This is a genomic window from Paenibacillus sp. GXUN7292 (genome assembly GCF_050864975.1).
In the GTDB taxonomy this organism is placed as follows: Bacteria; Bacillota; Bacilli; order Paenibacillales; family Paenibacillaceae; genus Pristimantibacillus.
Genome location: NZ_JBOZWO010000047.1, coordinates 13,570 through 27,737, shown reverse-complemented (window position 1 = coordinate 27,737; position 14,168 = coordinate 13,570). Strand labels below are relative to the sequence as shown.

Below are 14,168 nucleotides of genomic sequence, written 5' to 3'. Positions count from 1 at the left end.
AAGGCGTTTCTGCTTTCCATAAGGAATAGCATGCTAGGATAGACTGCGCTATGGTATAATCGAATCAAGCGCAATGAGGGAGGTGCCTAAAGTCTTGGCAAGAAAAAATCACGTTGCGATAAGTAAGAAAACGAATGTTATCCCGGTAAATTGGGACGCTACGTTTTTTTTTGAAAGGGCAGTTCGCTCACTTGATCGATTTCACTATGAAAAAGCGCTGAAATATTTTCGGCGTGCGGTAGAATATGAACCAAATAATCCTGTAAACCACTGCAATATGGCTGGTATTCTTTCCGAAATGGGCAATTACAAGGAATCAAATGAAATCTTGGATTGGATTATGGAGGAGCTTGATCCTTCTATGACCGAATGCCACTTCTACATGGCTAATAATTATGCCAATATGGAGATGTTCGAGCAGGCGGAATCAGCATTAATTGATTATTTGCAAGAGGATGACGAAGGGCATTATTTGGATGAAGCAGAGGAAATGATGGAGCTTCTTCATTATGAGCTGGAGCGTCCAACCAAGCTTAAGAAGATCAAATCACGAGCCGGCATGGTAGAGCATGATCAAGCGCGCATGCTGCTTGAGGAAGGCAGATTCAACGAAGCTGTTCGTATGTTGGAAGATATTGTGGCAGCACAGCCGGATTTTTTTGCAGCCCGCAATAATTTGGCTCTTGCCTATTACTATATGGGGTTATTTGATAAGGCTTTGGATAGCGTCCATGAAGTGCTTTCTATGGATGCCGGCAATTTGCATGCCTTATGCAATCTATCGATTTTTTACCAGCATGACGGCGATGAAGAGCAATTAAAGCCGCTCGTGTCATTATTGATAAAAACAGAGCCTTTCCATGAGGAGCATGTGTTTAAACTGGCTACAACGATGGGCATCTTAGGAGAGCATAGTGCTGCTTACCGTCATTTTACCCGTCTGCTCAAAAAGCATGAGCTGGGCCAGGATCCATGTCTATACCATTATGCGGCTGTTGCCGCCTGCAATATTGGACGCTTTAACGAAGCAGAGCGATTGTGGAAGCAGACCAGAAAGCTGGATCCAGCTTCGACGATTCCGCACTATTTCATGGAGCAGCTTGAGCTCGTTAAGCAAGGCAAGCTTTCCGCCCCGCTTAGCTATCATTACCATTTGCCATTCGAAGAGCAGTTCAAGCTTTGGGAAAAGTCGTCGGAAGGCATTCCCGATCATATGAAGAGTGATCCATTGGTTCGATCGTCCTTTTTCTGGGCATTGCGGCACGGGGATATGAATACGAAGCTGCAGGTTATTCAAGCCTTTGGGATGATTGGCGATGAGGAAGTCAAGGATGTACTGCGCTCATTTCTGGCAGAGCCTGACGAGGATGACTATTTGAAAAAAATAGCGATTTTTGTCTTAAGGACGCTAGGTGTTCAGGAACAGATCAAAGTGGTGCTTGACGGCAAGGAAACGGTTGTCGGCCCTAACCGTATCCCGTCCCAGCTCCCTATTTGGGAAGAGCAGTGGGAGAAGGTAGCGCAGACCGCTATTCACCACATGAGCAAGCATTATGATCTTGTGCAGCAGCATGATATGATGACATTATGGACTGAGTTTTTGTCTCGGCTTTACCCGGATATTCCAAAGCTTTCGAAGCTTGAGAGCTGGGCGGCAGCACTTGAGTATTTAACGGCCAAAATGCACCGCAAGGCGATTTCCTATCACGAGGTATCCATGCGATATGGTGTCTCTATATCAACGATTAGCCGCTATGTTAAGCTGATTGATGAGACGGTTGGCATTAAAGAAAAGATGAAGTCGATAAGCTCGGTATTTGCCTCTCATGAGCTAGCTCAGGATGAGGAACAATAAATCTGCTTTCCAGAATAAGTATTGAGGTGAACGATATGTACAAATCGATTATTGTTGGAACAGGTCCAGCGGGACTAACGGCTGCAATTTACCTAGCTCGCGCAAATATGAATCCTCTAATTATAGAAGGTCCTGAGCCAGGCGGACAATTGACAACGACGACTGATGTAGAAAACTTTCCAGGTTTTCCGGATGGTATTCTAGGACCTGAATTAATGGCTAATATGCGCAAGCAAGCGGAACGCTTTGGCGCTACATTTATAACGGGCTGGGTAAACAGTGTTGATCTGTCGGAGCGTCCATTCAAGCTGCAAGTAGAAGGCAAGGGCGAAATCGTGGGCGAATCTCTTATTATTTCGACTGGAGCATCGGCCAAATATTTGGGCATACCTGGTGAGAAGGATAACGTAGGTAAAGGTGTAAGCACTTGTGCAACATGCGACGGCTTCTTCTTCCGCGGCAAAAAAATCGTTGTTATCGGCGGAGGAGACTCTGCTATGGAGGAAGCTAACTTCTTGACACGCTTTGCTTCTAATGTAGAAATTGTAAACCGCCGTGACGAGCTGCGTGCTTCCAAAATAATGCAGGACCGCGCTCGCGCAAATGAAAAGATCAGCTGGAGCCTTAACCGTACTCCGCTTGAAGTCGTGGCGACGGGTATGGGCGTGACAGGGTTGAAAGTGCGCAATAATGCTACTGGCGAGGATGAGCTTATAGAGACAGACGGCGTATTTGTGGCTATCGGCCACACGCCTAATACGAAATTCCTAGCGGGGCAAATTGATACGGACGAAGTTGGCTATATCCAAGTGAAGCCAGGCTCCTCTGAGACGAATGTGCCAGGCGTGTTCGCTTGCGGCGACGTTCAAGACAACAAGTATCGTCAGGCTATAACAGCGGCGGGCAGCGGATGTATGGCTGCACTCGATTGCGAAAGATATTTGGAAAGCCTATAATAACGACACTTTTATGTATCACTGGAACAAAGCTATGCCTGCTAAGCTTGATTGGTGGAAGGCATAGCTTTTTTTCAAAAATTGGAAAGGATAAGTTTTCACCTTATACCTATTCCTATTTTTCACCGAGAAACGGCACATTCTTAGCCAAGGAAGCGCAGCGCTTCTTCTTGAAAATAAGCATTGCAGGAAGCTGATGCAAAGCTGTGCAAAGCTCCCTTGCTTGGCACTGCAGGCCGGTTGTCTTGACCGATGGAAGCGCAACGCTTATAGTTGGAACAGAGAACTTTAACTTTATTAATGAGGTGGATAAGTAATGTCTGAAAAGATTTACGTTGGAGTCGATGTCGGCGGTACTTCGATTAAAGTAGGTGTTTGCGATGGAGAAGGCCAATTGCTGCATACTTATGAAGGACCGACAGAAACGAGTAAAGGAACGGACACTATCCTACATAATATTGCCAATTATTCGAGACTAGTTGTACAGGAAGCTAATCTTGATTGGGAGCTAGTTGATGGAGTAGGTGTTGGGATTGCTGGTTTTCTAGACATTCCAAACGGGATTGTGAAATATTCAGCTAATCTGAACATCGTGGATACAAATTTAAAGCAATTTTTGGAGCAGGAGCTGCAAAAAGTAATTAAAATTAATAATGACGCCAACGTGGCTGCGCTTGGCGAGGCATGGGCAGGAGCTGGCAAAGGCGTAAACCACTGCGTATGCTATACGCTTGGTACTGGTGTAGGCGGCGGCATTATTATTGACGGCAAGATTGTTGAGGGCTATAACGGAATGGCCGGTGAGCTTGGACATATCGCCATTGTTCCGGATCTGGAAGCCATTCAATGCGGCTGCGGCAAGATGGGCTGCCTGGAGTCCGTTTCTTCAGCGACCGGAATTATTCGTATGGCTAAGGATGCTGTAGAGCGCGGCGACCGGACATCTTTGTCGCAAGTGGAAGAGATTATGGCTAAGGATGTTTTTGATGCTGCCAAAGCAGGAGATGAGGTGGCGGCTCGCATCGTCAGCCGCGCGGCTTACTATTTGGGCAAGTCGATGGCCATGATGTCGATCGTGCTGAATCCGCAATATTTCATTATTGGCGGCGGCGTATCGAAGGCAGGGGATTTCCTGTTTGACCAAATACGCGAGGTATACGAAAAATATGCGCTTGATCAAGCTAAGGAAGGCGTAAGCATCGTACCGGCAGTACTAGGAAACAATGCGGGGGTCGTTGGTGCAGCAGGTCTTATTTTAAGAGGATAGTAGGTGTGATTCATGGAAACGGCAGCAACTTTGGCAAAGCTTGTAATCATTACAGGAATGTCCGGGGCGGGCAAGACGATTGCTGTCCAAAGCCTTGAAGATTTAGGGTTTTTCTGTGTGGACAATTTACCGCCTGTGCTAATTCCGAAGTTTGCGGAATTAATTGAGCAGTCTAATGGTAAAATAGGTAAAGTAGCACTTGTTATTGATTTACGGGGCCGGGAGTTTTTTACCGCTCTTTCGGAATCGCTTGCTTATATAAAGGATCATAATACAATCAGCTGCGAAATATTGTTTCTTGATGCTACCGACGAAGTGCTTGTGCAGCGCTACAAGGAAAGCCGTCGCCGCCATCCGCTTGCACAGGACGGCATGCCGCTTGACGGTATAAAGCATGAACGCCGCATGCTTGAGGATTTGAAGGGCTCTGCCTCTCAGGTCATTGATACGAGCAAGCTGAAGCCTTTGCAGCTAAAGGAACGCATAATTGCCAGATTTACAAATATGGAGCACAGCAGCCTGTCGGTTAACGTCACCTCCTTTGGCTTTAAATATGGGATGCCGATAGATGCGGACTTAATATTTGATGTACGATTTTTGCCTAACCCTCATTACGTTGAGCAGCTTCGACCAAATACGGGCCAGCATCCTGACGTCTATGACTATGTGATGAAATGGCCGGAGACGCAGCAGTTTTTAGCTAAGCTCATTGATATGCTTCAGTTTCTAATTCCTTTATATCGCAAGGAAGGCAAGAGCCAGGTTGTGATAGGTATTGGATGTACTGGCGGCAAGCATCGATCAGTAGCGATCGCTGAATACTTGGGGCGCATCCTTGGGAGCAGTGATACTGAACGTGTGCGTGTCAGCCATCGCGACAGCGAGCGCGATAAGCATTAATGAGGGGAGGCTATTAGCATTAGAGAGCAAATCATGGAGCGTCCCAAAATTGTCGTCATCGGCGGAGGCACAGGACTATCCGTTATGCTGCGCGGCCTGAAAGAGAAACCGCTTGATATAACGGCTGTCGTCACGGTTGCTGATGATGGCGGAAGCTCAGGAATTCTGCGCAATGAGCTGCAAATACCGCCGCCAGGCGATATCCGCAACGTGCTTATGGCGCTTGCGGATACAGAACCTTTGCTAACGGAAGTGTTACAGTATCGCTTTCAGAATGGCACGGGTCTTGCAGGACATAGCCTGGGCAACCTGATGCTGGCGGCCATGACCGATATCGCGGGAGATTTCGTAACGGGCGTACGGGAGCTTAGCCGGGTTTTGGCGGTAAGAGGCCGGGTGCTGCCGGCTGCGGCCAGCGCGATTGTATTGAAGGCGGAGATGGCTGACGGAACGATTATAACGGGCGAGTCAAATATCCCAAAAGCCGGGCAAGCGATCAAGCGTGTTTTCCTAGAGCCGGAAAATGTAGAAGCATTGCCGGAAGCGGTAGAAGCGATCGTACAGGCGGATGCTATTTTAATAGGCCCAGGGAGCTTATACACGAGTATTATCCCGAATTTGATTGTGCCGAGCCTGGCTCAGGCAATTGTCGAATCTGAGGCTGTCAAGCTGTTCGTATGCAATGTTATGACTCAGCCGGGTGAGACCGATAATTATACGGTAAGCAATCATTTGGACGCTATACATGCTCATATCGGGCATCATTTGTTTGATTATGTTATTGTAAATGATGGAGAAATTCCACCGCAGGTAGAGAGCAAGTATGCTGAAAAAGGAGCACGAGCTGTCCATCTGGATATGGATGAGGTTACTCGCAGAGGCTATAAGGTAATTGCAGACCGTTTAGTTTTGTTCCGCACCTTCCTAAGGCATGATGCCGAGAGGCTAAGCCATCATATCTATAAGCTGGTGGAAAACTGGATGTTGAGAAAGAGGTGATGAACGATGTCTTTTGCGGCCCAGACAAAAAAAGAGCTGACCATGATTGAATCAGATAGCTGCTGCGAGCGCGCAGAGCTTTCAGCGCTAATCAGAATGAATGGATCAGTCAGCGTCTCCAGCCGTAAAGTCGTTCTTGACATCTCTACAGAAAATGCTGCGATTGCACGCAGAATATATACACTGCTGAAGAAGCATTTTGATGTGCATGTAGAGCTGCTTGTTCGCAAAAAAATGCGATTGAAAAAAAATAATGTATATATTGTACGTATTCCTGTCAAAGTACAAGAAATCTTGAAGGATTTGCATATCGTTTCGGAAGGATTTCTATTTAATCCCGGTATTGATGAAGAAATGCTGCGCAAGCCTTGCTGCAAGCGTTCATACTTGCGGGGGGCGTTTCTTGCAGGAGGTTCCGTTAACAACCCGGAGGGCTCATCGTATCATTTGGAAATATCGTCGATGTATGCAGAGCATTGCGCTTCGCTTGTTGATTTGGCCAACACGTTTAATCTGAATGCAAGATGCATCGAACGCAAAAAAGGCTTCGTCTTTTACATCAAGGAAGGCGAGAAAATTATCGAGCTGCTTAATATTATCGGCGCGCACCAAGCGTTGTTCAAATTTGAGGATGTACGCATTATGCGGGATATGCGCAATTCTGTCAATCGCATCGTAAATTGCGAAACAGCTAATTTGAATAAGACGATCGGTGCGGCTGTACGGCAGATTGACAATATTAAGCTTCTACAAAAAGAGATTGGATTGGATAGCTTGCCGGAGAAGCTGCGAGAGGTTGCAGAAATTCGGCTGCAGCACCCCGATTTGAATTTGACAGAGGTTGGAGAGCTGCTGAAAGTTAAGGTGAGCAAGTCCGGCGTTAATCACAGATTGCGCAAAATTGACGAGCTTGCCGAAAAAATAAGAGGCAGTTGAATTTTGCCTAGTGCAACGGCATGTAAAATGTTATAATAATGAATATGTGACTTTTTGTGATGATGCTATGTGAAATAGTAAAATAGAGGGGGTTATGATTCCATGACAAGGCTTCCAGTTGTTGTTCGTCTAAAGACGGGACTTCATGCAAGGCCAGCAGCGTTATTCGTACAAGAAGCGAATAAATTTTCCTCCGAGGTTTTCGTAGAAAAAGACGATAAAAAAGTGAATGCTAAATCTATTATGGGTATTATGAGCCTTGCGATAAGCTCAGGTACTGAAGTATCCATAAGTGCAGAAGGTTCGGACGCAGAACAGGCTGTAAACGCTTTAGTCGCTCTTGTAAGCAAAGAAGAGCTCGAGAACCAATAATAACTATCTGCAGCTTTCGAGGGCTGCAGGCAGGGGATGGAAGGGTCTCGCGAAGGGTTGTAACTCGCGAGGACAGCTTCCTTTTTTTGCGTTCAAATTTATAATAACCTGGCTATAAAAAAAGCAGCTGACTAGTTGTCAACTGCTGTACTTAATTATATCCTACATCTCTATACTTTTAATAATTTCTTTAAGCTTGTCTGCTGATTTATGGAAGAGCTGCTGTTCGTGCTCGGTTAGTTTAATTTCCAGAGCCTTGCGGATGCCGCTGCGGTCTACGACACATGGAACACCAAGATAAACGTCTGAGACGCCATAGTAGTTGTCCAGCAGGGTAGATACGTTAAGCACCGCACCTTCATCCTGCAGAATAGCTGTACAAATCCGATCCAGCGCGAGTGCGATCGCGTAATAGGTTGCTCCTTTGGCTTCGATAATTTCGTAGGCTGCATCTCTTGTTTGGACGAACAGTTCTTCTTTTACCTCATTGCTAAGCTCAATGGCTGTTCCGGCCAGATTGGCCAGACTCCAAACCGGCAGCTCTGAATCTCCGTGCTCGCCTATAATGTGAGCGTGAACGCTGCGCGGATCAATATGCAAATGCTGGCCTATTAGGTAGCGGAAGCGAGCGCTGTCAAGCAATGTGCCTGAGCCGATGACGCGGTGCGCCGGCCAGTTCGATTTTTTCAATGAAAAGTAGCTCATAATATCAACCGGATTGGAAGCAATTAGCAGAATGCCATCTTGATTATAAGGCAGTATTTGTTCGATAATGCTGTCAAATATGCTGACATTTCGTTTCAGAAGATCGATCCTCGTCTCGCCCTGCCTTTGAGCGGCGCCTGCCGTAATAATGATTATATCTGCACCAGCACAGTCCTTATATGTACCGGCCCACACTTTAGCCCCTCCAACAAAAGGCATGCCATGGTTCATATCGAGCGCATCGCCAGCCGCTTTGCCTGCATTGGAATCAATTAGCACCAATTCGTCCATGCGATTGCGCAGCAATAAAGTATATGCGGTAGTCGAGCCTACAGCCCCTGTCCCGATAACAACGATTCTAGTTTTTTTCATCTTGCTCCTCCACCTTTTCCATTTCTTTTAAATAAGGTTTATTGACATAGTAGTACATCCAGCCCATCAGCAGGCCGCCGCCGATAATATTGCCGATAGTGACAGGTATGAGATTATGCAGCGCACCTTGAATCGATATTGTACCCGGCTGGTTTAATACAAAAGCGATGGCAAACGTACACATATTGGCGATACTGTGCTCGTAGCCCGATATGAAGAAGCAAAATACGAACAGCATCATCGCGAACATTTTTGGTCCGTCACCCTTCAGCCCCATCGGGATAAAGAAGGCAAGACATACGAGCCAATTACATAATATACCACGGAAGAACAACTCGCTAGTAGAAGCATTGGTTTTATTGCTTACGACATCCAGCAGAAAGCCGTTGACGGTCGGCGAGTCGAACAAACCCGTCGTCCATATGAGAAAAGCGAATACTAGTGCGCCGAGTAAATTACCTGAATAGTTAATTACCCATAATTTGATTGTCTCAAGCCATGAAATTTTTTTGCGCAGCGATGTGTAGGTGTAATAAAACGTATTGCCTGTAAACAAATCGCCGCCGCCGTACGTTATCAGAATAATGGCAGCTCCAAATGTCAGCGCCGCCATTGGATAGGTTAAAGGGGATCCGACGTTATAAAAGAAGCTGCCTGATTTGAAGGCTACGATAACGCCAAAACCGATAAACATACTGGCAAGCATGGAACGGGCGATGTAATGAAGCTTATTGTGCTTATATACGTTCCACTTTTTGATGGCGAGCTGTTCTACTTTCTCTAATGGAACGATTTCCATAAGCTCACCTCCTTGAGCATATTAGCAGTTCAATAACGGTGCCTGTAATGCGGTGTTGTAGTGCATCTGGCAGCTGTCATGATCTGTATTGCAAGCATAGCATCGTCATATTGAAGCAGAAGTGATAAAAATCACAAATTATAAGCATCAGTGAGGATGCTGTGCTGTAAAACAATTTTATACGAGATGGCACGCAGTGCATTCATGCCTTAGAATGAACCGTTTTATTGAAGGATAGAACCATGCATACGTCACGCCTATGGCTGTTGGAGTAGATAGATATTTGAAACTTGAGTAGCAGTTGATTAGATAGATACCCGACTTGATTGGGAGTTGGAGTAGATCGATACTGATGGGTAGTTGGAGTAGGTCGATACCGACTTGATGGGTAGTTGCGGTAGATTGATACCGATTTGATAGACCATTAGAGAGGGTTATCTTCTTGTTGGCCAGTGAGCTTATGTAGTTGAAAAGTATGTGTTTGTTTTCCAAACTAACTGTATTCCATCGGGTTGTTGAAAAAACTCATGACTCGAAGAAAACAATTGTACAAATAATTGTATCCGAAACATCATACAGTAGCGGTTGGCGTTACCTGAAAACGGTGCTCTCCCTGAAAGTGGCCAATTGTATATGAATTTTCATACAGAATACGCAAAAATGCCCCGAAAAACACAATTGTATATGAAAATTAATACAGGATCGGTACGCGCCACCTCTTACACATAAAAATAGCCCGAATCAGGCTCCCATCGGAAAGCATGATCCGGGCTATTTTGCAGCTGCTTGATGTAAGTTACAGCTCTTCGCTTAAACCTTTTCGATAACTTTATCAATCAGGCCGTAATCCAGCGCTTCTTGAGCACTCATGAAATAGTCGCGATCTGTATCCTGCTCGATGCGGCTAAGAGGCTGGCCGCTGCGCTCTGCCAAAATGTTGTTGAGCTTGTCGCGCATTTTGAGAATGCGTCTTGCACGGATTTCAATATCGCTTGCCTGTCCTTCAGCGCCGCCGAGCGGCTGGTGAATCATGACCTCGCTGTTTGGCAGCGCGAAGCGCTTGCCTTTAGCTCCGGCAGTAAGCAGGAATGCGCCCATTGAAGCAGCCATGCCAACACAAATGGTCGATACGTCAGGCTTGATGAACTGCATAGTGTCGTAGATCGCCATACCAGCTGTTATTGAACCGCCAGGGCTATTAATATATAGCGAAATATCCTTTTCAGAATCCTCTGCTGCGAGGAATAGCAGCTGAGCAATAATAGAGTTAGCAACTACATCGTTCACGCCAGAGCCAAGGAAAATAATACGATCCTTCAGCAAACGGGAGTATATATCATATGATCGCTCACCTCGATTGCTTTGCTCGATAACCATAGGTACAAAATTCATATTAACAACTCCTCCTTCATTCAGTTGAACAATTAAATAACGTAATCATATAATAACGGATTGAAAAGTAAAAGTCAAAGATGGTCAAGGAATTCGATAAATGCGCTTTTAACCTTTTAATATATAAGACTTTATAAGTTTTCACTGCAAACTTTTTCTTATATTTCGCGTAGAAACCGTATGTCCTTTAAGGATGACTGTGTCGATATTTCTTGATTATAAGCTTAAGCTTATTGCTTTAACGGAAAGGCTGAAGTTTAATCTGTTTGCGATAATCGCCCGGTGTCAGGCCGGTAACTTTTTTGAACATACGGATAAAAGATGTAACGTTGCGGTAGCCAATTCGTATTCCTACATCTTGAACACTAAGGCTGGTAGATTCGAGCAATTCCTTGGCTTTACGAATTCGCACATTGTTTAGATGCTCGCTGAAGTTAATACCTGTTTTTTCTTTCATCAAAATAGACAAATAATTGCTTGAGATATTTAATGATTCTGCTACCGAATCCAATGAAATATCCTTTGCATAGCTTGCCTCCATAATGTCGGCCGCACGATTCGCCAAATCGTTTTGCTCATTTTTTACAGAGCGGATTAAGGAAGTGACTCGGACAATGTGCGGTTCCATCAAATGACTTATTTCTTCGATGGTGAAACATTCCTCGGTCTCCTTTAAATCTATACGGTGCTCAGCCAAGTTTACTTTTTGATCAAACGTAGCAGCTTGCTGGAATATCCTCTCCAATATGGATTTGGCGAACTTTCTGATATTGTCAGCGCTCTCTTCCTTTTGATGCAAATATCGCAGCATTTGGTTCAGCGATTCTTTAGATTCGAGTATATTACCTTCGCGCAAGTTAAGATCAAATTCTTTTTCTTTTTCTAATACATAGGCATGATTAACTAGCGGACGGAGATCAGAAATAAATTGAGTTTCCGACAGCAGCTTGGCCTGACCCGCTTTCTCCAGCACTTCATTATAAGCTTTGCTGAATTCTGCGGCGGACGCGTAGATAGAGCTCATAGCTATAGAGATCAGGTAATACTGTGAATCTCCGTCCCACACTTTCTTCAAGGGAAGCATCGTTTCTTGTAAAGTGTCTATCGGTTTGTCGTCAAAAATTATCGATAATATTTGATTGCTTTCAATTTGAAAGGTATGTGAACCCGGAAAACTGTCACTCATCACCAAATTTATGTATTCCCTTAAGTAGTAAGACACATCGTCAAGAGAAATATTGAGCTCCTTTAACGAAGCATGCCGGAATTGTAAATGAAAAAGAATAATTCGAAATTTTCGGTTGGCTAGAATGAAATCCTGCAAATCGCTTAAGTCCGATCGGATCATTTTCAATTTATTCATATATCCGTAATTAGTCAGCAGCGACTTTTTATTGATCAGCTCGGTTTGAATATCGTTTCTTTCTTTAATCAGGGAATGAATTTTGTCATGGATCAAATTAAATTCGCTAATTGTACTTCCGAGTCCCTTCAGCTTTGAGTGCTGGACTGCTGTGATGATTTGCTTAACTGGACGGTAAAGCCTTCTACTGAAAAAATGGGAGCAGACAATCCCGGCTCCAATAGACAGACCAAGAGCCAACAGTAAGTTGAGGTTAAATTTCTTCATTTGTGCAGATACGATTGATGTAGGCATCTTAACGATGTATGATAATGCGCTTTCATTTCCTTTTTGTGAGAAATAGTAATATTGGCCTTGCTCTACTTCTCCATCCGCTCCTTCAAATTTATTTAGCACGGACTCGGGAAAATCACTTGTTGTTTGAAAGAGAGGTTGTTTATTTTTATCCATTATCATAAATTCGACATCAGGCAAGTTGTGAAATGCTTGCAGCATTCGATCTGTATCGAGTAACGCGATAATTTGATATTTGGGTGTTTCCTTAATGGAAATAGGCAAAAGACTTCTAATAGATCCAGGAATAATTAAAAATTCGCTACTGGGATGCAATCGATAGGTATAGCCTTCAACAAATTGCCCCTGCCAAAAGCTATAAGAATAGATGGAGCTTTTATAATCGCTCAAAAATAACGTCTCCGCATTGGACCTGCCCCCTTTATCCAAAACAATGGAAGATTGATTGAAATAAATAAGTATATTGTCCAAATACAATGCGCGATCAGAAACATGATTTTCGATTTCGTTAATGATTTGCCCTTCTTTCATATAGTCAATTCGATCCATCCTTTGCAAGGCTAGCTTGACATTGGCAGCTGCCACTTTAGGGTCGTAATAAAGACTGTAAAGATTGCTTTTTACGGATGTAAACACCCTCTCGTATTCCTTGACCGTATTCTGCAGCAGCAGACGGTTGTATTTGATCAATTCACCCTTGGTATCATTTTTTAATATAGAAAATGAAATCCAGTGGAGTGAAGACAGCAATATGATGACAGCGAGAAATCCGGCAAATATTTGGATGAACAAAGAATTTCTAGTCTTAATGCGAGTGGACAATTGAACAACACCCTCGAAAGTTTTTTTCTATTGTATCATGTGAAATTGAAAGCAACAGCAGTCTTTCAAGTGAAACGATAAAAATAGGTTGCCTTTTTTCTCTATAGTTATCATTTTTTTGACTAACTGATAAAAGTGTTAATAAATGAGTGAAAGGTAAATAGGCTTAAGTTTCTGCTCGATATATAATCGCCCTGAAGCCAGTAGAAGGGGGTGAAGATTGGAGTTGAAAAATTTATTGAAAAGAAAGGTTCGCAGAAATCTTGATTTATATTTGCTGATTTTTCCAGTACTCGTTTATTTTATTATTTTCGAATATTATCCGATGTATGGTGTCCAAATAGCCTTCAAGGATTTTATTGCGACCAAAGGAATTGGCGGTAGTCCATGGGTCGGTTGGAAGCACTTTGTGCGTTTTTATGAAAGCTATTATTTCTGGAGGTTGATCAAGAATACTTTGGGGATCGGCTTGTACGAGCTTGTTGTTGGTTTCCCCGTCCCTATTTTGATAGCGTTAATGATTAATGAAGTACGCTCCAGATTATTTAAAAGAGTAGTTCAGACGGTTACTTACGCCCCACATTTTTTATCCACTGTTGTTATTGTGGGAATGCTGTTTTTATTTCTGTCCCCACAAAGCGGGCTCGTTAATCAGCTGCTGCAATGGTTTGGCTTCGAGCCAATAAAGTTCATGACTTCACCGGGATGGTTCAAAAGTGTTTATGTCATCTCAGGAGTATGGCAGCAAATGGGCTGGAGCTCAATTATTTATTTAGCAGCATTGTCGGGTGTTGACCCCCAGCTTCATGATGCGGCTAAAGTAGATGGAGCAGGTCGTCTTCGTAGAGTATGGAGTATTAATCTCCCTGTTATCGCGCCAACAATCATTATATTGCTTATTCTAAATGTTGGTAGAATTCTAAGTGTCGGGTTCGAGAAAGTGTTTCTCATGCAGAACTCGCTGAATGCGGAAGCTTCAGCTGTGATTGCAACCCATGTCTATCAAGCGGGGATTATCGGGGCTCAATACAGCTATTCTGCAGCCGTAGGCTTGTTCAATGCAGTAATAAATTTCCTTATGCTGATTGTGGTCAATTCCATAGCGCGCAAGGTTAATGACACTAGTTTGTGGTAAG

At 44.1% G+C, this 14,168-nt stretch carries 12 protein-coding genes; 8 read left to right on the top strand and 4 right to left on the bottom strand.

Annotation, left to right across the window (positions count from 1 at the left end):
- Window positions 1-94: 94 nt before the first annotated feature.
- The 7 genes from ACRRU2_RS25110 to ACRRU2_RS25080 all read left to right on the top strand — a co-directional run bounded on the left by ACRRU2_RS25110 (window position 95) and on the right by ACRRU2_RS25080 (window position 7,285).
- Window positions 95-1,855: a tetratricopeptide repeat protein gene (locus ACRRU2_RS25110; RefSeq protein ID WP_432505877.1), complete on the top strand. Its 1,761-nt coding sequence runs from the start codon at window positions 95-97 to the stop codon at window positions 1,853-1,855.
- A gap of 35 nt (window positions 1,856-1,890) precedes the next feature.
- Window positions 1,891-2,811: a thioredoxin-disulfide reductase gene (trxB, locus tag ACRRU2_RS25105; protein WP_331701986.1), complete on the top strand. Its 921-nt coding sequence runs from the start codon at window positions 1,891-1,893 to the stop codon at window positions 2,809-2,811.
- Window positions 2,812-3,127: 316 nt separating this feature from the next.
- Window positions 3,128-4,078 carry an ROK family glucokinase gene (locus tag ACRRU2_RS25100; protein WP_331701985.1) on the top strand — a complete coding sequence of 317 codons (951 nt, stop codon included), beginning with the start codon at window positions 3,128-3,130 and terminating at the stop codon, window positions 4,076-4,078.
- Window positions 4,079-4,090: 12 nt separating this feature from the next.
- On the top strand, window positions 4,091-4,978 hold the full coding sequence (rapZ, locus tag ACRRU2_RS25095; protein WP_331701984.1) for an RNase adapter RapZ: 888 nt from the start codon (window positions 4,091-4,093) through the stop codon (window positions 4,976-4,978).
- A 33-nt stretch (window positions 4,979-5,011) separates the two neighbouring features.
- Complete coding sequence (locus ACRRU2_RS25090) at window positions 5,012-5,977, top strand: gluconeogenesis factor YvcK family protein (protein WP_331701983.1); 966 nt, start codon at window positions 5,012-5,014, stop codon at window positions 5,975-5,977.
- Between the two features lie 6 nt (window positions 5,978-5,983).
- Window positions 5,984-6,913 (top strand): DNA-binding protein WhiA, encoded by a 930-nt coding sequence (whiA, locus tag ACRRU2_RS25085; RefSeq protein WP_331701982.1) that lies wholly within the window; start codon window positions 5,984-5,986, stop codon window positions 6,911-6,913.
- A gap of 102 nt (window positions 6,914-7,015) precedes the next feature.
- Entirely contained in the window at window positions 7,016-7,285 is a 270-nt protein-coding gene (locus ACRRU2_RS25080) for an HPr family phosphocarrier protein (RefSeq protein ID WP_028609180.1), read from the top strand.
- 162 nt (window positions 7,286-7,447) lie between these two features.
- On the opposite strand, the gene ACRRU2_RS25075 is transcribed toward ACRRU2_RS25080, so the two are convergent.
- The 4 genes from ACRRU2_RS25075 to ACRRU2_RS25060 all read right to left on the bottom strand — a co-directional run bounded on the left by ACRRU2_RS25075 (window position 7,448) and on the right by ACRRU2_RS25060 (window position 13,032).
- Window positions 7,448-8,362 carry an L-lactate dehydrogenase gene (locus tag ACRRU2_RS25075; RefSeq protein WP_432505873.1) on the bottom strand — a complete coding sequence of 305 codons (915 nt, stop codon included), beginning with the start codon at window positions 8,360-8,362 and terminating at the stop codon, window positions 7,448-7,450.
- The gene (locus tag ACRRU2_RS25070) at window positions 8,349-9,161 is read right to left on the bottom strand and encodes a formate/nitrite transporter family protein (protein ID WP_331701980.1); all 813 of its coding nucleotides are present in this window, start codon (window positions 9,159-9,161) and stop codon (window positions 8,349-8,351) included. The genes ACRRU2_RS25075 and ACRRU2_RS25070 overlap by 14 nt, the downstream gene beginning before the upstream one ends.
- An 810-nt stretch (window positions 9,162-9,971) precedes the next feature.
- The gene (gene clpP, locus ACRRU2_RS25065) at window positions 9,972-10,553 is read right to left on the bottom strand and encodes an ATP-dependent Clp endopeptidase proteolytic subunit ClpP (RefSeq protein ID WP_331701979.1); all 582 of its coding nucleotides are present in this window, start codon (window positions 10,551-10,553) and stop codon (window positions 9,972-9,974) included.
- 238 nt (window positions 10,554-10,791) lie between these two features.
- The gene (locus tag ACRRU2_RS25060; RefSeq protein ID WP_432505871.1) at window positions 10,792-13,032 is read right to left on the bottom strand and encodes a helix-turn-helix domain-containing protein; all 2,241 of its coding nucleotides are present in this window, start codon (window positions 13,030-13,032) and stop codon (window positions 10,792-10,794) included.
- A gap of 220 nt (window positions 13,033-13,252) precedes the next feature.
- Here ACRRU2_RS25060 and ACRRU2_RS25055 point away from each other — a divergent pair, with 220 nt between their 5' ends.
- Window positions 13,253-14,167, top strand: a complete 915-nt coding sequence (locus ACRRU2_RS25055) for an ABC transporter permease (protein WP_432505869.1) — start codon at window positions 13,253-13,255, stop codon at window positions 14,165-14,167.
- Window position 14,168: the final 1 nt, after the last annotated feature.